The sequence below is a fragment of the Gorillibacterium massiliense genome (genome assembly GCF_000455485.1).
GTDB classification, from domain to species: domain Bacteria; phylum Bacillota; class Bacilli; order Paenibacillales; family NBRC-103111; genus Gorillibacterium; species Gorillibacterium massiliense.
In genome coordinates this window covers 25801-46983 of the sequence record NZ_CBQR020000103.1, presented here as the reverse complement: position 1 = coordinate 46983, position 21183 = coordinate 25801, and the positions used below count along the sequence as shown (strand labels likewise).

At 48.2% G+C, this 21183-nt stretch carries 18 protein-coding genes; 10 read left to right on the top strand and 8 right to left on the bottom strand.

Features of this window, described 5'->3' with window-relative positions; genetic code table 11:
* Window positions 1–429: 429 nt before the first annotated feature.
* The 8 genes from TJ79_RS14890 to dnaA all read right to left on the bottom strand — a co-directional run bounded on the left by TJ79_RS14890 (window position 430) and on the right by dnaA (window position 10550).
* The gene (locus tag TJ79_RS14890) at window positions 430–1524 is read right to left on the bottom strand and encodes an HD-GYP domain-containing protein (RefSeq protein ID WP_238323018.1); all 1095 of its coding nucleotides are present in this window, start codon (window positions 1522–1524) and stop codon (window positions 430–432) included.
* Between the two features lie 65 nt (window positions 1525–1589).
* Window positions 1590–4040 carry a DNA gyrase subunit A gene (gyrA, locus tag TJ79_RS14885; RefSeq protein ID WP_052339613.1) on the bottom strand — a complete coding sequence of 817 codons (2451 nt, stop codon included), beginning with the start codon at window positions 4038–4040 and terminating at the stop codon, window positions 1590–1592.
* A gap of 92 nt (window positions 4041–4132) precedes the next feature.
* A complete protein-coding gene (gyrB, locus tag TJ79_RS14880) occupies window positions 4133–6052 on the bottom strand; it encodes a DNA topoisomerase (ATP-hydrolyzing) subunit B (RefSeq protein ID WP_040951120.1) in 1920 nt (639 codons plus the stop codon).
* A 103-nt stretch (window positions 6053–6155) separates the two neighbouring features.
* Window positions 6156–6404 carry an extracellular matrix regulator RemB gene (remB, locus tag TJ79_RS14875; RefSeq protein ID WP_040951119.1) on the bottom strand — a complete coding sequence of 83 codons (249 nt, stop codon included), beginning with the start codon at window positions 6402–6404 and terminating at the stop codon, window positions 6156–6158.
* A 72-nt stretch (window positions 6405–6476) separates the two neighbouring features.
* The gene (recF, locus tag TJ79_RS14870; protein ID WP_040951118.1) at window positions 6477–7589 is read right to left on the bottom strand and encodes a DNA replication/repair protein RecF; all 1113 of its coding nucleotides are present in this window, start codon (window positions 7587–7589) and stop codon (window positions 6477–6479) included.
* Complete coding sequence (gene yaaA / locus TJ79_RS14865) at window positions 7580–7804, bottom strand: S4 domain-containing protein YaaA (RefSeq protein ID WP_040951117.1); 225 nt, start codon at window positions 7802–7804, stop codon at window positions 7580–7582. Before yaaA ends, recF begins: the two co-directional genes overlap by 10 nt.
* Window positions 7805–7814: 10 nt before the next feature.
* Entirely contained in the window at window positions 7815–8957 is a 1143-nt protein-coding gene (gene dnaN / locus TJ79_RS14860) for a DNA polymerase III subunit beta (protein WP_040951116.1), read from the bottom strand.
* A 231-nt stretch (window positions 8958–9188) separates the two neighbouring features.
* Window positions 9189–10550, bottom strand: coding sequence for a chromosomal replication initiator protein DnaA (gene dnaA, locus TJ79_RS14855; RefSeq protein ID WP_040951115.1), 1362 nt, complete (start codon window positions 10548–10550; stop codon window positions 9189–9191).
* Window positions 10551–11123: 573 nt separating this feature from the next.
* On the opposite strand from dnaA, the gene rpmH reads away from it, so the two are divergent.
* The 10 genes from rpmH (at window position 11124) to TJ79_RS14805 (ending at window position 21108) form a co-directional block, all read left to right on the top strand.
* Window positions 11124–11258, top strand: a complete 135-nt coding sequence (gene rpmH, locus TJ79_RS14850) for a 50S ribosomal protein L34 (RefSeq protein WP_040951114.1) — start codon at window positions 11124–11126, stop codon at window positions 11256–11258.
* Window positions 11259–11391: 133 nt separating this feature from the next.
* A complete protein-coding gene (gene rnpA / locus TJ79_RS14845; RefSeq protein WP_040951113.1) occupies window positions 11392–11754 on the top strand; it encodes a ribonuclease P protein component in 363 nt (120 codons plus the stop codon).
* Window positions 11755–11948: 194 nt separating this feature from the next.
* A complete protein-coding gene (gene yidC / locus TJ79_RS14840; RefSeq protein WP_238323019.1) occupies window positions 11949–12836 on the top strand; it encodes a membrane protein insertase YidC in 888 nt (295 codons plus the stop codon).
* A gap of 18 nt (window positions 12837–12854) precedes the next feature.
* Window positions 12855–13472, top strand: coding sequence for an RNA-binding cell elongation regulator Jag/EloR (gene jag, locus TJ79_RS14835; RefSeq protein ID WP_040951112.1), 618 nt, complete (start codon window positions 12855–12857; stop codon window positions 13470–13472).
* A gap of 105 nt (window positions 13473–13577) precedes the next feature.
* Window positions 13578–14960, top strand: coding sequence for a tRNA uridine-5-carboxymethylaminomethyl(34) synthesis GTPase MnmE (mnmE, locus tag TJ79_RS14830; RefSeq protein WP_040951111.1), 1383 nt, complete (start codon window positions 13578–13580; stop codon window positions 14958–14960).
* Window positions 14961–15109: 149 nt separating this feature from the next.
* Window positions 15110–16999: a tRNA uridine-5-carboxymethylaminomethyl(34) synthesis enzyme MnmG gene (gene mnmG / locus TJ79_RS14825; protein WP_040951110.1), complete on the top strand. Its 1890-nt coding sequence runs from the start codon at window positions 15110–15112 to the stop codon at window positions 16997–16999.
* A 6-nt stretch (window positions 17000–17005) separates the two neighbouring features.
* Complete coding sequence (gene rsmG, locus TJ79_RS14820; protein WP_040951109.1) at window positions 17006–17734, top strand: 16S rRNA (guanine(527)-N(7))-methyltransferase RsmG; 729 nt, start codon at window positions 17006–17008, stop codon at window positions 17732–17734.
* A gap of 363 nt (window positions 17735–18097) precedes the next feature.
* The gene (gene noc / locus TJ79_RS14815; protein ID WP_040951108.1) at window positions 18098–18922 is read left to right on the top strand and encodes a nucleoid occlusion protein; all 825 of its coding nucleotides are present in this window, start codon (window positions 18098–18100) and stop codon (window positions 18920–18922) included.
* 579 nt (window positions 18923–19501) lie between these two features.
* Complete coding sequence (locus TJ79_RS14810; protein WP_040951107.1) at window positions 19502–20260, top strand: ParA family protein; 759 nt, start codon at window positions 19502–19504, stop codon at window positions 20258–20260.
* Complete coding sequence (locus TJ79_RS14805; protein ID WP_040951106.1) at window positions 20257–21108, top strand: ParB/RepB/Spo0J family partition protein; 852 nt, start codon at window positions 20257–20259, stop codon at window positions 21106–21108. The genes TJ79_RS14810 and TJ79_RS14805 overlap by 4 nt, the downstream gene beginning before the upstream one ends.
* Window positions 21109–21183 lie beyond the last annotated feature (75 nt).

Below are 21183 nucleotides of genomic sequence, written 5' to 3'. Positions count from 1 at the left end.
TTGTTCAGTTTTCAAAGGACCAAGTGTTGCGTTTTGAAGCTTTTCTTTCGTCGTTCGCTTTCAGCGGCGACTCAATTAATATACCATAGTCGAACACCTAATTGCAAGCTTTTTTTTTAAAACTTTTTTCAGCGTTCGAAACAGTGAATCTCTCTCACTGACTCTATTTGGCTGCCGGTTAAGACAGCGAGGTATAATATATCACGGATTTGGAGCAGGGTCAACCCTTTTTAATATAAGAAAACCTTTATCGAGGCTTTACAAAGATGATCAACCGCGTTTCAGAGGTAGGTTTTCTTAGTACAGAATGTTTTAGTGTTTCAGCACTTTAGCAACTTTTACATTCTGTAGCGTTAAAAAAGCAGATTCGTACAAACCGTACAAATCCGCCATATGTCGTACTGAACTAGTTGATCAGCAACAAGCACCTTATCGAGTCAAAACCTCTTGAATATACATTTTCCGTTCAACAACCAGATTAATGATGTTTTCTCCTACCTTGACCCATGGCCGTGTAGGATTATCCCGGTCAAAGAAAACAATCTCGCCCACGCTGCCGTCATTGAGCTTAACCAAATTCCCCTTAGAGAACGAGGTTACTTTTATAATAAACGTTTGAACCAGCGTCGGATCCAGCTTGCCGAAAGATTCCTCCCATAATTGATCCAGAACCAGATAGGGAGACTGGGATGATTTATAACTGCGATTACTGATCATAGCTTGATAGATGTCGGCGATCGCGACTATTTTGGCATAGGGATGAATGCGATCACCGGTTACGCCCATAGGATACCCTGAACCGTCTTCCCGTTCATGATGCTGCAGCGTGCAGTATTTGACGCCCTCATTAACCGCCGGCACGTTTTTCATGATTTGATAACCCATCAAGGTATGCTTCTGCATGTGATCGCGTTCTTCAGCCGTCAGCTTTTCCTTGCGCTCAAAAATCGATGCGTCCACTTTGGCATGACCGATATTATGAAGCAGTCCGCCTAAGGCGACAGGCAGCCAATCCTTTTGCGGCAGACCATGCCACTTGGAGAGCAAATACGAGGTCATGGCTACATAAATGCTATTGATGAAAAGATAATCGCTTCCAATGTCCTTCTTTTCATTCAGCAAAACTTGAAACTCGTCGATATGATCCAACAAACGGATGAGCTGCAGACGAATTTCCAAAATCGGTACAGGCTGGCCAGAGGCAATCAGATTGAAGACGCGTTTAAGCAGATCTTTCATCACTTTGATTTCGTCATCAAGCGTTGAAGAATGATCGGAAGAAGGTGCATCCACTGTCATTTCAGATAAATCGTTTTCCGTCCCATTTTCAAGAGGTATCGAAGTAATCATAAAAGCATGAAGCAGCTGCCGCTCCCGTTCATGGATGACCTTACCTTTCTCCAACAACAAATTGCCCCTTTTGGTAAAGACGTCCTCGGAAAGCCTCGATCCATTTTTCGCTTGAGCAAGCGGTACAACGGTCATTGTTACCCATCCTAACTCAGGTGTTTTTTTCTGCTTCATCTAAAGCTTATTCATTATTGTAATGCAAAAAAGGAGGGGAGAAAACCCCTCCTTTGCAAAGATCGTTATTCTTCTTCTTCCGCCATTTCTTCATTTTTCTCTACGCGGGACACCGTCGCAACCTCATCGTCTTCTTTAATATTGATAAGTCGAACGCCCTGAGTGTTTCGTCCCATTGTATTGATACCGTCCATACTCATCCGGATGATGGTTCCCTGGGTGGTGATGATCATCAGATCTTCATCATCGCGAACCACCTTGAGCCCGACAACAGGGCCGTTTTTGGAGGTGATGTTCAAGGTTTTAATCCCTTTGCCGCCTCGGGACTGGATACGGTAGTCGCTCATCGGAGTGCGCTTGCCGTAGCCTTGGGAGGTGACGATCAGCACGCTGTTGTCTTCGTTCACGATATCCATATCGATGACGGCGTCGTCCTCGCCGATGCTGATCCCTTTCACCCCGGTTGCAGCCCGTCCCATTGAACGGACGTCCGATTCCGGGAAGCGGATGGACATGCCCGTTTTCGTTCCCATGATGATCTCCTGCTTGCCGTCCGTCAGCTTGACGCCGATAAGCCGGTCTTCTTCCCGCAGGTTGATAGCGATCAGGCCGCCCTTGCGGATGTATTTGTAATCATCAAGAGGCGTTTTCTTGACGATGCCTTCCTGTGTGGCAAAGAACAGGAACAACTCGTTTTCGCCGGATTCTTCGATGGGAATGACCGCACTGATCTTCTCTCCCTGCTCGATTTGCAACAGATTGATGATCGGTGTTCCTCGGGCTGTCCGGGACATTTCCGGAATCTCATAGGCTTTGATCCGGTATGCTTTTCCTTTGTCCGTAAAGAACATGAGGAATTGGTGCGTGTTGGTGACGAAAAGGTGCTCGACAAAATCGTGCTCCTTTGTCTCCATACCGATCACGCCGCGGCCGCCCCTCTTTTGCGAGCGATAGGTACCGACCGGAAGACGCTTCACATAGCCGGAATGGCTGAGAGTGATGATCACGTCTTCTTGCGGAATCAGATCCTCATCGAGAATGCTTTCTTCCCCGATGGTGATTTCCGAACGGCGAGCATCGCCGAATTTGACGCGGATTTCCTGCAGCTCATCACTGATAATGGCCAGCAAGCGGGTTTCATCAGCGAGAATTTCTTTGTATTCGGCGATTTTAGCCATCAGCTCGGCGTATTCTTCCTCCAGCTTCTCCCGCTCCAAACCAGTGAGACGGGATAGACGCATATCAAGAATCGCTTGAGCTTGATCATGACTCAAATCGAAGCGGGTCATCAATGCTTCCCGGGCGGTTTCCATACTGCGGGAAGTACGGATCAAATGAATAACTTCATCCAAATGATCAAGGGCGATCCGCAAGCCTTCGAGAATATGGGCGCGGGCTTCCGCTTTTTTCAGATCGAATTCGGTCCGGCGGCGGACCACTTCTTTTTGATGCTCCAAATAATAATAGAGCATGTCCTTCAAGTTGAGCACTTTCGGCTCATTATTGACGATGGCCAACATAATGATACCGAAATTCGATTGCAGAGCCGTATGCTTGTATAAGTTATTCAGCACAACGCTAGGGTTAACGTCCCGGCGCAGCTCAATGACGATACGCATGCCGTTGCGGTCGGATTCGTCTCGGAGATCGGTAATGCCATCGATACGTTTTTCCCTGACCAAATCAGCAATGTTGGAAATAAGCCGGGCCTTAATAACTTGATAAGGCAGTTCATGAACAATAATGCGGGCTTTGCCGTTTACTTCTTCGATTTCCGCCCGAGCGCGCATTGTAACCGATCCACGGCCGGTGGTGTATGCTTGTCTAATGCCCTCGCGGCCTAAAATATAGCCGGCTGTCGGGAAATCCGGACCCTTAATGTATTGCATCAGATCGAGAGGCGTGATCTCCGGATTTATAATCATCGCCTGCAGACCGTCAATGACCTCTCCCAGGTTATGAGGCGGAATGTTCGTAGCCATCCCCACCGCGATCCCTGACACGCCGTTGACCAGCAGATTGGGAAAACGGGACGGCAACACCGCCGGTTCCTGCTCTTCCCCGTCGTAGTTCGGCACAAAATCGATGGTCTCTTTATTGATATCCCGCAGCATTTCCATGGCGATCTTCGACAAACGGGCTTCCGTATACCGCATAGCAGCTGCGGAATCACCGTCGATGGAGCCGAAGTTGCCGTGTCCGTCTACCAACGGATAGCGCAGGGAAAAATCCTGAGCCATGCGGACCATGGTTTCATAGACTGCTGAGTCACCGTGGGGATGGTACTTCCCGATGACTTCCCCGACGATCCGCGCCGATTTCTTATGGGGCTTGTCCGGTGACATTCCCAGTTCGGACATGGCATAAAGTATACGCCGGTGAACCGGCTTCATTCCGTCCCTTACATCCGGCAACGCGCGGCTGACAATGATACTCATGGCGTAATCCATAAAGGATTCGCGCATTTCCGAGCCGATATCTCGTTCCCTCACTTGTGGTTGCAGTTCTTCGGCCATGGCGCACCTCCTCAAAATTCATAAACGCGAGTACGCAGCAAAGCCCCGTTTCCGGGACTTGCCGCTTATCCATAAACGTTTGGCTAAGAAGATTAGATATCGAGATTTTTCACATATTTCGCGTGTTCTTGAATGAACTCCCGCCGCGGTTCTACGTTGTCACCCATAAGGGTATCGAAAATTTGATCCGCGTCGATGGCATCCTGAATGTTGACCTGCAGCAGCGTCCGCGTAGCGGGGTCCATAGTGGTTTCCCACAGCTGTTCCGGATCCATCTCGCCCAAGCCTTTGTAGCGCTGCACGCCAACCTTGACTCCCTCGCCGAACTCTTGCAAAATCGCATCCCGTTGTTTATCGCTGTATGCGTAACGAACCGTTTTGTTTCGTTCCAGCTTATAAAGCGGCGGCTGCGCGATATAGATATATCCGCTCTCGATCAATTTCCGCATATACCGGTAAAAGAAAGTGAGCAGCAGCGTACGGATATGTGCGCCGTCAACGTCGGCGTCCGTCATGATGATGATTTTGTGATAGCGAGCTTTCGTGATATCGAAATCATCGCCGATTCCGGTGCCCGCAGCCGTGATCATCGCACGGATTTCCGCATTAGAGAGAATACGATCAAGCCGTGCTTTCTCTACGTTGAGGATTTTACCACGCAGGGGCAAAATCGCTTGGAAATGCCGGTCCCGGCCCTGCTTGGCTGAGCCGCCAGCGGAGTCGCCTTCGACAATATACATTTCGCTGACGGAAGCATCCCGAGAAGAACAGTCAGCCAGTTTGCCTGGTAACGAACTGCCTTCCAGCGCGCTTTTCCGTCTGGTTAGCTCACGCGCCTTACGTGCGGCTTCCCTGGCTCTAGCAGCCTGAATGCCCTTCTCCATAATTTTGCGAGCTACCGCAGGATGTTCCCCAAGAAACTCTTCCAGCTTATCAGCAAAAAGAGATTCGACGATCCCCCGCACTTCGCTGTTACCCAGCTTGGTTTTCGTTTGGCCTTCGAACTGCGGTTCGGGGATTTTCACGGAGATAATCGCCGTCATCCCTTCCCGCACGTCTTCGCCGCTCAAATTGGCATCGCTTTCCTTCAAACCGCCGTTTTTACGGGCGTAATCGTTCAGAATGCGAGTTAGAGCGCTTTTAAAACCAGACTCGTGAGTACCGCCTTCGTGGGTATGAATGTTATTGGCGTAAGAGAAAATATTTTCGTTGTAGCTGTCGTTGTACTGCAGGGCGACCTCTACCGAAATGCTATCTTTGCTGCCCTCTGTATAGATGGGATCATGGAGAGCTTCCCGGTTGCGATTAAGATACTGTACGAAAGTGACGAGCCCGCCGTTATACTTATGGCTTTGTGAAGCGCCTGTCCGTTCGTCAAGAATATTGATTTCAATGCCTTTATTAAGATAAGCCAATTCCCGCAGACGGGAGACCAGCACATCGTATTCGTATTCGGTCGTTTCCGTAAAAATTTCCGCATCGGGCTTGAAGCTGATCTCCGTGCCGGTTCTGTCCGTTTCCCCGATCACCGTCACTTCGCATTGCGGAATGCCGCGGTGGTATGTCTGTTGATAGATGTTCCCTTCGCGATATACCGTAGCTGTAAGAATCTCGGACAGCGCGTTGACGACAGAAACGCCCACGCCGTGCAAACCGCCGGATACTTTATAGCCGGATTCCTCGCCACCAAATTTGCCGCCGGCATGGAGCACCGTGAGCACGACTTCGAGGGCGGATTTTTTCAGCTTGGATTGCTCGCTAACCGGAATACCCCGGCCGTTATCTATCACGGTGATGCTATTGTCCACGTGAACGATGACGTCGATTTTATCGCAATATCCGGCAAGTGCTTCGTCGATGCTGTTATCGACGACTTCCCACACCAAATGGTGAAGACCTCTTGCGCTTGTGGAGCCGATGTACATGCCTGGACGCTTCCGTACCGCTTCAAGTCCTTCCAAAACCTGAATCTGATCCGCATCATAAGACGCGTTCGGAGGATTGACTGACACTAGACTTCACCTACTTTACACGATTTAATCCCCGAATAAGAAGTACGCCGTAAGTCGACGCATGATCTTCCTTTCTTATTGGGGACCCGAAGAATGCTGCTATTCAATTGACTTGCAGGGAGACGGACCGCTTCTTCAGGGTAGACGTAGAAATAGGAGAATAGTAAACCTTATCCACGGTAACGACCATGGATTTGCTTTCTTCTTCCCCGATGATTTCAACTTTGTTCTCCCGTGCGGCTTCGTATACAAACTGTTTGGAAATTTTGGAATTTTCCTCGATGGATAAGTCGAAAATGGCGATAAGCTCCGAAGAGCGGATGATCTTATCCCCGCCTAAATGAATAAACATCAGGTCAACCCTCCGCTGAGAATGAGATCGCAACATGCGATAAGCGAACACAAAAATCGGGTACGGTGCCGGTCATGCCAGCAAGCCTCCGTCCTTCACATGATAAAGGGCGGCATTTTGCAGCTTGCCGAGATCAAAGCTTTCCGTTCCCGTCGTCGTAATAAAGGTTTGCACCTTGTTCTGGAACGTTTCGATCAACTGGGTTTGGCGGTTGCGGTCCAGTTCGGACAACACATCATCTAGAAGCAAGATCGGATATTCTCCAGCTTCCTCGCGGATGAGTTCAAGCTCCGCCAACTTAAGAGAAAGAGCCGTTGTCCGCTGCTGGCCTTGAGAGCCAAATACTTGGGCTTCTTTGCCATTTATGATAAACACCATGTCGTCCCGATGGGGGCCGATCAAGGTTGATCCCCGTCTAAACTCCTGATCTTTCACCTGTGATAACTGTACCATAAACTTGGAAAATAACATAGCTTCATCTTCATCCCCAGCCATATCCAGTGAGGGTCGGTAGTGAATACTGAGCTCCTCCTGGCCGCCGGTTATGCCGGAATGAATGCGCTCCGCCCAGACTTGCAGCTGTCTTATAAAGCTTTGACGTTTTTTCATGATTTTAATACCGAATTGAACCAATTGCTCGTTCCACACCCCAAGGAGCGCGTCATCGGCATTCCGGGCCATTCCGGTCTGTTTCAAATACTGGTTTCTTTGAGTCAAAATCTTCTGGTACTGCATCGTATCGTATAGATAGCCGGGATGAACCTGCCCCAGTTCCATATCGAGAAAGCGCCGGCGGATTCCAGGCGCTCCTTTGACGATTTCCAAATCTTCAGGCGCAAACATCACCACGTTGAAGGTCCCGATAAAATCGCTCAGCTTTCGCTGCTCGAGCCCATTGATCTTCGCTTTTTTCCCTTGTCGGGTTAGCATTAGGTTCAATTTGGCCGTTCCGTATTTTTTTTCCACTTCGCCGTAAATGGAAGCTTGTTCGGCATTCCAGCCAATTAATTCCTTATCCTGATGGGTCCGATGGGATTTGGTTAAAGCGAGAACGAAGATCGCTTCCAGCAGGTTCGTCTTGCCTTGGGCGTTTGGGCCTACGAAGAGATTAACCTGATGATTGATATTCAGCTCCACCTGTTGATAGTTCCGATACTGCTGCAGAACCAGCTTGTTCAGGAACATGACTCGCGCACCACCCGGAATTCACCTGCTCCCTGAACCCGGATATGGTCGCCTTCCACCAGTTTTTTCCCCCTGCGGTTTTCCGGTTCTCCGTTTACCCACACCTGCGTTTCCTGCAAAAATATTTTTGCTTGTCCACCTGTGGATATGCAGTCGGATAGCTTAAGAAATTGTCCCAAGGTTATGTTATCGGTGCGTATCGCGATATTTTTCATCTGCCGCTCCTTAATTCGTTGTCCGATACGGCAAAATCAGCTGCAACAGCTTAATGTCGCCTACCGGTTCAATGATGATCGGACTCATGGCGCCAGTAAAACCGAGACGGATGGCGGCGCTATCGATGGAACGCAGCGCATCCAGCATATATTTGGAGTTGAACGAAATCTTCAGCCGTTCGCCAGTAAATTCTTCTGCATCAATGGTTTCCGTAACCCGCCCCAGTTCTGTTGAGCTGGAAGAAATTTCGATCGTTCCATCTTCCATCATGGTCATTTTAACCACATTGGATTTTTCCTCCCGGGACAGCAAATAGGCGCGGTCGATTGCATCCACCAAATCCCGGGTTTGCACGACGAGGGTGCTTTGATGGGATTTTGGAATTAGCTTGGATGTATCCGGATAGGTTCCATCGAGAATACGGCTGTAAAAAAGCAGATTATTCAACCGAAACAGCACCTGGTTATCCGATACGACGATATCCGTTAGCTCGTTGGAGTCCGGCAAAATTTTGCTCAATTCGTTCAGCGTTTTCCCTGATATCGCGATATTGGAAAAATGCTGCCCTTCCCCGATAGCTAGCGGAGTTTCCCGTTCGGCCAAACGGTGACGGTCGCAGGCGATAAACTTAAGACCATTGTCGGTAACAGTCCACAGAATTCCGGTCAGGATCGGCGTTGTTTCGCTGGTGGATACGCAAAAAGATGTTTGCCGCACCATTGCTTTTAGCAGATCGCTCGGAATGGAGATGACTTTCTTTTCCTCGACGAGAGGGAGCTGGGGGTATTCTTCCGGGTCCAATCCCACCATTTGAATCTCCGATGATCCGGAGCGAATGGTGGCATGGAAAGGCGGCCGCACATGAATTTCCACATGTTCGGAAGGAAGCTTTTTGATCATATCGCCAAAAAATTTAGCCGGAAGCACAATGCTGCCAGTTTCCGCAATTTGCGCGATGGTTTTTCCATCCGCTTCAACAGGAATAAAGGATTGTATGGAAATATCCGTATCACTGGCGGTTAGTGCTACACCGGTTGGCGTTGCGTCAATTTTTATGCCGGCAAGAATAGGGATCGTGGTGCGACTGGAAACCGCCTTGGACACATGTTGAATGGATTCATTTAAATATTCTTTGGAAATGGATAGTCTCAACGTTTTCACTCCCGGATACAAGTTTCGGTTCTGGAGAACAGCTGACTCGCATAAATTAAAATGAGGGCCCCATCTCCGTGATCATTTCTATTATTTTTGTAGTTAAAAAATAGTCGTAGTAATAGTAGGGGCTGCGGATATGTGGATAGGTATGTGAATGCCGCTCCAGACTTGATTATCCACATGTGTATAAGTTGTGCGTACTCCTATCATTTTATCCTCATTATCCGATTAACTATTCGAGTTTTTGATTTTATCGGAAATATTGCGGATAACTTGATGCAGCTCTGAGTCCTGCTTCAACGACGATGAAATTTTCTCGTGGGCGTGGATGACGGTGGTATGGTCCCGGCCGCCAAAGGCGTCACCGATTTTTGGCAAGGAATAATCCGTCAGCTCGCGGGCTAAATACATCGCTACCTGGCGGGGAAAAGCAACCGCCTTGGTTCGTTTACGCGCTTTAAAATCCTCCAGCTTGAGGCCGTAAAATTCGCCGACCTTCTGCTGAATATCCTGAATCGTGATGGCTTTCGGCCGGCCAGACGGAATAATGTCCTTAAGGGCGTCGGCAGCGAGCGGCACGGAAATATCTTCGTTGATGAGGGAGGAATAAGCGACAACGCGAATCAGCGCGCCTTCCAACTCGCGAATGTTGGTATCAATGTGGTTGGCGATATAAACCATGGCATCATTGGGGATTTCCAGGTTTTCCGACTTCGCTTTTTTGCGTAAAATGGCGATCCGCGTTTCCAGGTCCGGTGGCTGGATATCGGTAATGAGGCCCCATTCGAAACGGGAACGAAGACGTTCCTCCAAGGTGGGAATTTCTTTCGGCTGACGGTCGCTGGAGATGATGATTTGTTTGCGTTCTTCGTGGAGCGCGTTGAAGGTATGGAAAAATTCCTCTTGGGTCGACTCTTTGCCGGCGAGGAATTGGATATCGTCAATTAACAGGACATCGATATTCCGGTATTTGTTTCGGAAGCTTTCCGCGCGGTTGTTCATGATGGAATTGATGAACTCATTGGTAAATTTCTCAGATGAAAGATATAGAACCTTGGCCGCCGGATTATGCTCCAGCACATAGTGGCCGATAGCATGCATCAAGTGGGTTTTCCCAAGTCCTACGCCTCCATAGAGAAAAAGCGGGTTATACGCTTTTGCTGGAGCTTCCGCTACAGCGAGGGAGGCAGCATGCGCAAAGCGGTTGCCCGAACCGATGACGAAGGAGTCGAAGGTATAGCGGGGATTCAGCATGCTGGCGACAGCGTCTTCCGTTTGGACCGCCGGTTTAGCGGCGGGCGGCGCTGCCTGGGTTTGGGCGGCGGTGAATTGCCCAGCGTCTTCTTCAAGAATGAATTGAACTTCGACGTTCCAATCAAATACTTCGCTGACCGTTGAACTAATCATTTTGACATAACGGGTCTCCAACCATTCCCGTGCAAACTTATTGGGGGCGCAGATGACGATAATTTCATCGGTAAAAATGCTGGCCTTGGTTGATTTCAGCCACGTATCAAAGCTGGGTTTGCTCAACTTGGTCTGTATGGCCGATAGTACTTGTTGCCACCGTTCGTCGACAAGGCGATCCACAAACAATTCACTCCTTTAATTCCTGAAAAGCAAGAAAACCAATGACGGGACTAAACTTACAAATTCTTATAAAGAGAAAAGAAGCTCCCTGCGTGAGGGAACGAGTTCGACGGCAAACGACACCGCCCCAAAAATTTTTGAGACGGTGTGTTGTTAAACCAATTATCCACAGTTATGAAAGTGTAAGTTAGCAGTAAATAGAATAAATCGAAAATTGTTAACAGGGTTATCCACAGGCTGTTGATAATACCTGATCATTTATACGCTATCCACAAGCGAAAGTAATACTAATATATCAAAACAACCCTTGTTTTTCAATGAAAAATGGTTTTTATCCACAAACACAATCACTTGTGGAAAGTATTTATGCACAGCACTACATATTGTGCACAATTTGTGTTTTGTTCGACAGAACCTGCCTTTTGCCAAAAAATATTGTCCACAGTCGCCAAAAGGGAGTCAAAAATTTCATTATGGTTTGGGAAACGAATGCGTTGACTTTTGTCTGTAATGATGATTTAATGGTTGAAGGTATTTTTAAGGATGGGATAATCCTCGGGAGGTGCAAAATAGATGAAACCGACTTATCAACCGAATACGAGAAAGCACAAGAAGGTGCACGGCTTCCGCAAGCGGATGAGCACGAAAAACGGACGGAAAGTACTTGCTGCACGTCGTTTGAAAGGCAGAAAAGTATTGTCCGCCTAATCGCAAAGACCACTTCACGTGGTCTTTTTTGCTGTTTAAGGGCATTATGCATCCAGTCGGGCGCGATTTTTGTTTAACCGTGCTCATTCTGGTGTATGCTGAAAAGAGTAACCTATATAATGGGGTTTTAACTGTGCATAAAGAACATCGTCTGGCCAGAAGGGAAGACTTCAACCGCGTCTACCGATATGGAAAATCCACGGCGAATCAGCAGTTTGTCGTTTACGTTCTGCCGAAACCGCAAAACGAATGTTTCCGCGTCGGGGTTTCCGTCAGCAAGAAGCTAGGAAATGCAGTGGTGCGCAACCGGCTGCGTCGAACGATGAAGGAAATCGTTCGGTTGCATAAGGAACAGATCGCGGACAAGGTAGACTTTGTGCTGATCGCCCGCAAGCCTGTAGCCGACATGGAATATGAAGAGATGCGCAAAAGTCTGCTGCACGTTTTAAAAAGAGCTTCTTTAATAAAAGGTGGACCTTCCAAAGGATCAAATTAATGTTTTTCGGTGATTTTTTCGGTGAATCGAAAAGTTGTTGAAACCGGTGGACAATCCGCGCGTAGAACAAAAAACGGCGGAGCCGTTTCGCTTGGCATGAACCTTTCTTGAATCTCCGTCGGTTTGGTTTATTTGTTCTATTAGATATGGTATATTTGGGTTTGTACACGATTTTCCAGCGGGAGGATAAGATTTTGCTACGACGTTTGTATAAACTATGGCCGCTGGCCATACTGGTGCTCGTTTTGTCCGGTTGTTCCACCACCGTCAAGGGGCCGGACGGAAAGATGATTCCAAAGCCGATCAATGCAGATAACGGCTTCTGGGATAAGTTTGTCGTTGGTCCGTTGTCACACTTCCTTGACTTTATCGCGCATATTTTTGGCGGCGAATATGGACTGGCCATTCTGGTCGTGACCATTATCATTCGTCTTATTATTCTGCCTCTTACCCTTAAACAAGTTAGAAGTTCCAAGGCCATGCAAGCTCTGCAACCGGAACTCGCCAAGCTGAAGGAAAAGTACAAAGACGATCCTAAATTGCAGCAAGAAGAAACGATGAAGCTGTTCAGCCAAAATAATGTCAACCCGATGGCTGGATGTTTGCCGATCTTCATTCAAATGCCGGTGCTGATGGGGCTTTACCATGCCATTATGCGTAACGGCGAAATTCATAACCACACGTTCTTATGGTTGCAGCTCGGCACCAAGGATCCGTGGGTGCTGCCGATTATTGCGGCCCTTACTACCTGGCTGCAGCAAAAAATGATGTCGAAGACCACGGGCAATCAAATGGGACAAATGCAAGTCATCATGTACATTTTCCCAATCATGATTTTCTTTATGTCCAAAAACTTTCCGGCTGCCTTGCCGCTGTACTGGATTTTCTCTAATATCTTTACCATCGTGCAGAACTATTTCATATATGGAAGAAGTTCGAAGACGACTCCTGCCTTGGCTACTGCCGGCGTGACGGACACAGGCAAGAAGTCGGGTAAATCACAAAATGCTAAACCGAAGAATGTGCAACCAGGCAAGATCGTCAATAGCAATACAAAGAAGGCAAAAAAACCATCGAAATAGCAGGGGTGGTACCGGCCTATGAAGAAAGTTGTCGTTTCGGGGAAAACAGTTGCGGATGCGGTGCGTCTCGGACTGACCCAATTGGGAGTGGCGGAAGACCGAGTTCAGGTGACGGTTCTGGAACAACCGGTAAAAGGGTTCTTCGGGCTAATTGGGGCCAAGGACGCTAAGGTTGAGGTGGAGAAACTTCCAGATCCGCTGGAAGAAGCCGAGATCTTTCTCCAGGATGTTTGTAGTACAATGAATCTGGCAGTGAAGGTGGAGCGAACGGAAACAGCCGAAGGCCTTACCTTTAATCTGACGGGTCCCGAGCTTGGGATGTTGATTGGACGAAGAGGGCAGACACTGGATGCTCTGCAGTATCTGGTGAACATTGTAGCGAATCGCTACTCGGATACTCATCTGAAGATTATTCTCGATGCCGAGCAGTTCCGGGAACGACGTCGCAAGACGTTGGAGGATTTGGCAAGGCGACTGGCAGATCGGGTTGTCCGAACCCGTAAGGAAATGGTGCTGGAGCCGATGCCGCCACAAGAACGAAAAGTCATTCATTCCTATTTACAAACTCACCATGCGGTAAAGACATTCAGCAAAGGGGAAGAACCCAACCGGCGTATCGTCATTACCTTACGTTAGTGTAAGACATGAGAGCAATGATTCGGGGGAAACTACGGATCATTGCTTTTTTACTCTATAGAATTTTCTAAATTCAGATTTACGGATTGAAGTGGGGGGATATTCATGATTAACGACACCATCGCCGCGATATCTACGCCTTTGGGAGAAGGCGGAATTGCCGTTATCCGTATTAGCGGAGACGGGGCCATTGCTGCCGCTGAACAGGTATTCGCACCCAAAAACAAGCTTGGGAAGGCAGAAACCCATACGGTGCATTACGGGCATATTGTCGATCCATCCACAGGAGAGCGGTTGGAAGAGACGCTGGTTACGGTGATGCGGGCTCCCCGATCTTTTACAATGGAGGATGTCGTGGAGATTGGCTGCCATGGCGGTCTTGTTTCGGTAAAACGGGTGCTGGATCTTCTCCTGCAAAAGGTCAGTGGAGTGCGGCTGGCAGAACCGGGGGAGTTTACGAAGCGGGCTTTCTTGAACGGTAGAATAGACTTGGCCCAAGCGGAGGCGGTCATCGACCTGATCCGCGCAAAGTCGGACCGTGCTCATAAGGTGGCTATGAAGCAGGTGGAAGGGGACCTATCCCGTCGGATCCGCGATCTGCGGCACAAGCTGGTTGAACTGATGGCTCATATTGAGGTCAATATCGATTATCCGGAGCACGACGTGGAGGAGATGACCAGCGCTTTTATCCGCGAAAAGAGCTCGGATTCCATTGCTGCGATCCACAAACTGCTGAAAGCAGCGCAGGAGGGCAAGATTATCCGGGAAGGCATTACGACGGCCATTGTCGGGCGCCCCAACGTCGGAAAATCATCGCTACTGAATGCACTGGCCCGGGAAAATAAAGCGATTGTGACGGATATCCCCGGTACGACTAGAGATGTGATTGAGGAATATGTTACGATGAACGGGATTCCCTTGAAATTGCTGGATACCGCGGGAATTCGTGAAACGGCAGACCTGGTGGAGAAAATCGGCGTGGAGCGCTCCCGGGGAGCGTTGCAGGATGCGGATTTGATTTTGCTGGTGCTGAACGTGAACGAACCTCTTCATGATGATGAAAAGCGGTTGCTGGATGAACTGCGGAACCGCAAGATCATTGTTATTTTGAACAAAACGGACCTGCCGGTGGAACTGGATCAGGCGTTTGTTGAGGAACGGATTCCGCAGGAGCGTCTGGTCTCCATGGCCGTAAAGGAAAACGAGGGCCTGGAGGAATTGGAAAAAGCGGTGACGGACCTGTTTTTTCAAGGGGGACTGGAGTCGGAGGATTTGACCTATGTAAGCAACGCCCGTCATATTCAACTATTGAAGGAGTCGGAAGCGGCGCTTACGGACGCCATGGAGGCGGTGGATCTGCAGATCCCCATCGACATGATTCAGATCGATGTTCGCAGAGCCTGGGAAGCCCTAGGGGAAGTGATTGGGGAAGAAGCCGGGGACTCGCTGATCGATCAGATTTTTACGCAATTTTGTTTGGGTAAATAGACGGTAAGGAATGGCGCTTCAAGGGAAACGCCGCATAAAACATACATGCCGCTTAAGCAGCATCAGCGAATGTATGAAAATCGGCACAGCCGCCTGAAGCTTAACCTGCATGAGTGAAGGTTATTTCAGGGTAGAAAGGAAGTTGTATTATGGGTTATCAAGCTGGCGATTATGATGTCATCGTCATCGGTGCTGGGCACGCTGGTTGCGAAGCCGCATTGGCATCGGCCCGAATGGGATGCAATACGCTGCTTTTAACCATTAATTTGGATATGGTTGCGTTTATGCCCTGCAATCCCTCTATCGGTGGTCCGGCAAAAGGCCACGTTGTTCGGGAAATCGATGCCCTTGGCGGCGAAATGGGACGCAATATCGATAAAACGTATATTCAATTACGCATGTTGAACACCGGTAAGGGTCCTGCGGTTCATGCATTGCGGGCGCAGGCGGACAAGTTCTCCTACCAACATACGATGAAGGAAACCATCGAAAAGACGGAGAACCTAACCCTTCGACAAGGCATGGCCGAAGATCTCATCGTGGAAGATGGCGTCATCCGTGGAGTTGTAACGAAAACCGGCGCTACTTACTCTGCAAAAGCGGTCGTGTTGACTACCGGGACATATCTGCGCGGCAAGGTCATCATTGGTGAGTTGATGTATGAGAGCGGACCTAACAATCAGCAGCCTTCAGTGCGCTTGTCTCACTGTCTACGGGAGCTGGGCTTTGAGCTGGCTCGTTTCAAAACGGGAACGCCGCCGCGGGTACACAAGGATACCATCGATTTCAGCAAAACGGAAATTCAACCAGGGGACGAGCACCCGAAATTCTTTTCCTATGAAACGACGGAAGAGGTACCGAACCAGTTACCTTGTTGGCTGACCTATACGTCAGGGGAAACCCACGACATCATCAACAGCAATCTGCATCGGGCGCCGATGTTCTCCGGGCAGATTGAAGGAACGGGTCCGCGTTATTGCCCGTCCATCGAGGACAAAATCGTCCGTTTTGCCGATAAGCCAAAGCATCAGATTTTCCTTGAGCCGGAAGGCCGCCATACCAGTGAATATTATGTGCAGGGTCTCTCTACCAGTATGCCGGAAGACGTGCAACTAGGCATTCTCCGCTCTATCCCCGGTTTGGAAAAGGTGGAGATGATGCGCACGGGTTATGCCATTGAATACGATGCCGTCGTTCCCACGCAGCTGAAACCTTCTTTGGAAACGAAGCGGGTGGACGGTCTGTTTACAGCAGGGCAAATCAACGGAACCTCAGGGTACGAAGAAGCAGCGGGACAAGGCATTATGGCCGGCATAAACGCTGCTCGCAAAGTGCAGGGGAAAGAGCCAGTCATTTTGGATCGTTCTGAGGGCTATATCGGTGTACTAATCGACGATCTCGTAACAAAAGGAACCAATGAGCCTTATCGGCTGCTCACTTCACGTGCGGAATACCGCTTGCTGTTGCGCCACGATAACGCGGATTTGCGGCTGACGCCTATCGGGTATGAGATTGGTCTTATTTCCGAAGAGAGGTACGGACGGTTTTTAAATAAAAAGGCGCTGGTAGCTGAAGAAATTGAACGGCTGAAAGGGACGAAGATCCGTCCCGATGAAGAGGTGCAGGCGGTGCTGCGGGAAGCCGGATCGACGGAACTGACCAATGTAACCGATGCCTTATCCTTGCTCCGTCGGCCGGAAATCACTTATACCCATTTGGATATTCTTGCCCCGACATCTTTGGAGTTGACCGAGGAAATGAAGGAGCAAGTGGAGATCCAAATTAAATACGCCGGGTACATTGAAAAGCAGCTTGCTCAAGTGGACCGGTTGAAAAAGATGGAGAAGAAGAAAATCCCGGACGATATCGTCTATGAAGAGGTTCACGGCATCGCGACGGAAGCGAAGCAGAAACTGGCGAAAATCAGACCGGTATCCATCGGCCAAGCAACACGGATTTCCGGTGTGACTCCGGCGGATATTTCGATCCTTCTCGTTTATCTGGAACACTACAATAAAGTAACGGCTTCGAGGAAGTGATCAGGTATGGATCAGACGGAACGGCTATTCACCGAATTATTGAGTGATCACGGACTGGAACTCAGCGAGCTGCAGTTAGAGCAGTTTGATGCTTATTACCGGGAGTTAGTGGATTGGAACGAACGGATGAATTTGACCGGCATTACAGAAAGAGAACAAGTGTACGTAAAGCATTTTTATGATTCTCTTTCTCTTGCCTTCCATGTCAACATGAAGGAAGTCCATTCCATCGCGGATATCGGTTCCGGCGCTGGGTTCCCTAGTATTCCTCTTAAAATCGCTTTTCCTCATTTACGTGTTACGATCGTGGATTCGCTGAATAAACGCATCCTGTTTTTGCGGCATGTGGTGGAGACACTTAACCTGAATCAAGTACTTTGCGTACACGGCAGAGCGGAAGAGGTGGCTCGTGCATCTGACCACCGGGATCGCTACGATCTGGTCACGGCAAGAGCGGTTGCGCGGCTGAGCATACTGAATGAGTTTTGCTTGCCATTTGCCAAAACCGGGGGTCTTTTTGCAGCTATGAAAGGATCAGACCCACATGAAGAAGTGGAAGATGCGGCGTTCAGCTTATCTGAATTGAACGGGAATCTGATCGGCATTTCCGCCTTCAAACTGCCTGTGGAAGAAGCGGACCGACACATTATCTCCATTCGCAAGACGGCTTCAACGCCAAAAAAATATCCGCGCAAACCTGGAACTCCATTGAAAGAACCGCTAACAAAACGGTGATTGTCAAGTGCTTCCGTTGTTTCACGTGAAACATTTGCCAATGGAATTTCACAGATGCGGCGGCAGGAAAAACCTGTGAAGATGGAGAAATTATTATTCCAGCTTTTAAGCGGCTTATCAACCGGCGAAATGATTCATCGTTAGGGAATGCGAAAGAGGCGAACGCCAGCAGAATTATCGTTCGGGTCAGACATTTGGCGTGTCTGTTTTTCGCTGAGGTGCAAAGAGTATGGTTTCGACTTTTGAGAAGTGTTTTGTCGGGCTGACTTACTTTGTAGAGCGGCAGTATTTGAAAAATGGATATTCGGATCGGTTCGTTTTTCCCGCAATTGATTATGCAAACCAGTTAGGTGGTATAAGCTGATGAAAGAACAACTGTCCAAACTTTTCGGTTTAAACGATCGCGCGGCTGGAGATGAATTGAGACAACTTCCTTTGGAGGAAATTGTTCCAAGCCCTTATCAGCCCCGGACGGTTTTTGATGAGGAACGGATCGATGAACTATGTCAAACCATAAAGACACATGGCGTCATTCAGCCCATCGTCGTCCGGATTCGCGGCGGCAAGTTTGAAATTATTGCCGGTGAGCGGCGTTTTCGCGCTGTAAAAAAACTTGGACATGAAACCATCCCCGCTATCATCCGAGAGTTTAACGATTCGCAGGCGGCCTCTATCGCACTTATCGAGAACTTACAAAGAGAAGGGTTGACTGCTGTTGAGGAGGCGCTGGCTTATACGCAATTGATGGAGATGCATCAATTGACTCAGGAAAGCCTGGCTCAACGCTTAGGAAAAAGCCAATCCACCATCGCGAATAAAATCCGTCTATTGCAATTAGGCGATGATGTGAAAAAAGCATTGATGGAACGGCAAATCACGGAACGGCATGCTCGTGCGCTGCTAGCTCTTAACTCTGAAGAATTGCAAAGCAAAGTTCTACAGGATATCATTACAAAAGAGTTGAATGTGAAGCAGACGGAAGCCAGAGTACGTTTTCTTATGGAAGCTAGCAAACTCAAGAAGAGTAAACGGATTTCCTTCACGAAGGATGCACGACTCGCACTTAATACGATCCGGCAATCCGTTGATATGATCACCAACTCCGGAATGAACGTGAAAGCAAAAGAACAAGATTACGAGGATCGCTACGAGATTGTCATCACCATTCCGAAAAGGAAAGATGCTTAATAGTCGTTGTCGGCCCAATCCAAGCCTGTTTTTTGGCATTATTATGCCGCAGGCTGTTTCTTTTTTTACGATATAAGAAAGCAAACTTCGGAACATCAGCATCCTTAGATCGCACGAAAAACTACCTTTATAAGCGGTCTGGCTTCTTTGAATATACATCGATAGAAGTTTTTTTGTATTTAGCATTTTTTAATGGAGAAACGTGATAGAATAGAACTCTGACGTCATTTTTTTATAAGATGTCAGAGAGTCGGCAGGGTGACCGTTTGCACAACCGACATATGGCCCTATGGACTATACCCGCGAACAACTTTTGAAGATATCAGAAAGTATAAACCTCGCAGCAGCGACTTCCTGATATCGCAAGAAAAACGACCTTTATACGCGGTCTGACTTCTTTGAATGTGTGTCGATAGACGTTTTTCTTAACGATACAGAATATTAAGTTTGCTAAAGTGCTCAAGCACTAAAACATTCTGTACCAAGAAAACCTACCACTAAAACGCGGTCGCTCATCTTTGTAAAGCCTCGAAAGAGGTTTTCTTATCGGGAGTACTTTGAAATTCTGAGGTGACTATTTTGGCTAAAATCATTGCCGTGACCAATCAAAAAGGCGGAGTCGGAAAAACGACTACATCCGTGAATTTAGGTGCTTCTTTGGCTACGCTAGGGAAGAGGGTTCTGTTGGTGGATATTGATCCCCAGGGGAACACCACTAGTGGAGTTGGGGTCAATAAGGCGGATGTCAGCAATTGCATATATGATGTTTTGATTAATGATGTTCACCCGAAAGATGCGATTGTTGAAACCAATATTCCAAATTTAAAGATTATTCCTGCTACCATTCAATTGGCTGGCGCTGAAATTGAGCTTGTACCGACGATATCGAGAGAAGTGCGGTTGAAAAAGTCTTTGCAGCTGGTCAAACATCAGTTTGATTACATTCTCATCGACTGTCCTCCGTCTCTTGGTATTTTGACCGTGAATTCGTTAACGGCTGCGGATTCCGTGATCATTCCCATTCAATGCGAGTACTATGCCTTGGAAGGATTGAGCCAACTGTTAAATACAGTTCGTCTGGTGCAAAAACATTTGAACACGGGCCTGCAAATTGAAGGCGTGCTGCTGACGATGTTCGACGCTCGGACAAACCTGGGCATCCAGGTTATCGAAGAAGTGAAGAAGTATTTTCAACAGAAGGTTTATCAGACAATCATTCCTCGAAACGTGCGATTAAGCGAAGCGCCCAGTCATGGGCAATCAATCATCACCTATGATCCCCGCTCCAAAGGGGCCGAAGTGTACATGGAACTTGCCAAGGAAGTGATTGGTTTATGAATAAAAGGTTAGGAAAAGGTCTCGATGCTCTTATTCCTTCCTTGAACATTAATGATGACGATAAAGTGGTGGAAATCCCGTTAAAGCAACTGCGGGTGAACCCTTATCAACCGAGAAAAAGCTTTAACGAAGAAACGATTCGCGAACTGGCTTCCTCCATTAAAGAGCATGGTGTTATTCAGCCGATTATTGTCCGAAGTGTACTGAGGGGTTATGAAATCATTGCTGGGGAGCGCAGATACCGAGCTTCGGTATTGGCGGGCCTGGAAACGATCCCTTCTGTGGTGAAGAGTTTTTCGGATAGGCAAGTTATGGAAATTGCCCTCATCGAGAACATTCAGCGTGAAGACCTCAATGCCATTGAGCTTGCTTTAGCTTACCAATCCCTTGCAGACGAGTTCCAGCTTACACAGGAAGAGCTGTCTTTGAAGGTTGGAAAGAGCCGCTCTCATGTTGCTAACTTTTTGCGGCTGCTGCAGCTGCCTGAAGAGATTAAGCAAAATGTTTCACGTGGAACATTGACCATGGGACATGCCAGAGCGATTGCGGGTGTCAAAAACGACAAACTGAAAAAGCAACTGGCAGAGACAACGGTGCGCGAACAATGGAGCGTGCGGGATCTGGAAGAGGCCATTAAAAAGATGGAGGAACGGCCAGAGAAAGAAAGTGCGAAGAAAAAAGCTACGGTCAGCCGAAATCCATTCATTAATGAGGCGGAGGTAAACCTGCGCAACCAGTTTCAAACGACGGTAAAAATCAAGCATCACAACCATAAAGGGAAAATCGAAATCGCCTACTATTCAGATGATGATTTGCAGCGTCTGCTGGATTTGTTGAATCGTGAATAGAAGGGATACGTAAAGGTGGACGGTTAACATGCCGTCCATTTTTTTCTTCTCGGATCAATCGATAGGAGGGGACGA

Excerpts from the sequence above, each read along its gene's own strand:
- TJ79_RS14890 (WP_238323018.1), bottom strand. The coding sequence starts at position 1,524 with ATGAAGCAGAAAAAAACACCTGAGTTAGGATGGGTAACAATGACCGTT.
- gyrA (WP_052339613.1), bottom strand. The coding sequence starts at position 4,040 with ATGGCCGAAGAACTGCAACCACAAGTGAGGGAACGAGATATCGGCTCG.
- remB (WP_040951119.1), bottom strand. The coding sequence starts at position 6,404 with ATGTTTATTCATTTAGGCGGGGATAAGATCATCCGCTCTTCGGAGCTT.
- recF (WP_040951118.1), bottom strand. The coding sequence starts at position 7,589 with ATGTTCCTGAACAAGCTGGTTCTGCAGCAGTATCGGAACTATCAACAG.
- yaaA (WP_040951117.1), bottom strand. The coding sequence starts at position 7,804 with ATGAAAAATATCGCGATACGCACCGATAACATAACCTTGGGACAATTT.
- rpmH (WP_040951114.1), top strand. The coding sequence starts at position 11,124 with ATGAAACCGACTTATCAACCGAATACGAGAAAGCACAAGAAGGTGCAC.
- jag (WP_040951112.1), top strand. The coding sequence starts at position 12,855 with ATGAAGAAAGTTGTCGTTTCGGGGAAAACAGTTGCGGATGCGGTGCGT.
- mnmE (WP_040951111.1), top strand. The coding sequence starts at position 13,578 with ATGATTAACGACACCATCGCCGCGATATCTACGCCTTTGGGAGAAGGC.
- mnmG (WP_040951110.1), top strand. The coding sequence starts at position 15,110 with ATGGGTTATCAAGCTGGCGATTATGATGTCATCGTCATCGGTGCTGGG.
- rsmG (WP_040951109.1), top strand. The coding sequence starts at position 17,006 with ATGGATCAGACGGAACGGCTATTCACCGAATTATTGAGTGATCACGGA.
- noc (WP_040951108.1), top strand. The coding sequence starts at position 18,098 with ATGAAAGAACAACTGTCCAAACTTTTCGGTTTAAACGATCGCGCGGCT.
- TJ79_RS14805 (WP_040951106.1), top strand. The coding sequence starts at position 20,257 with ATGAATAAAAGGTTAGGAAAAGGTCTCGATGCTCTTATTCCTTCCTTG.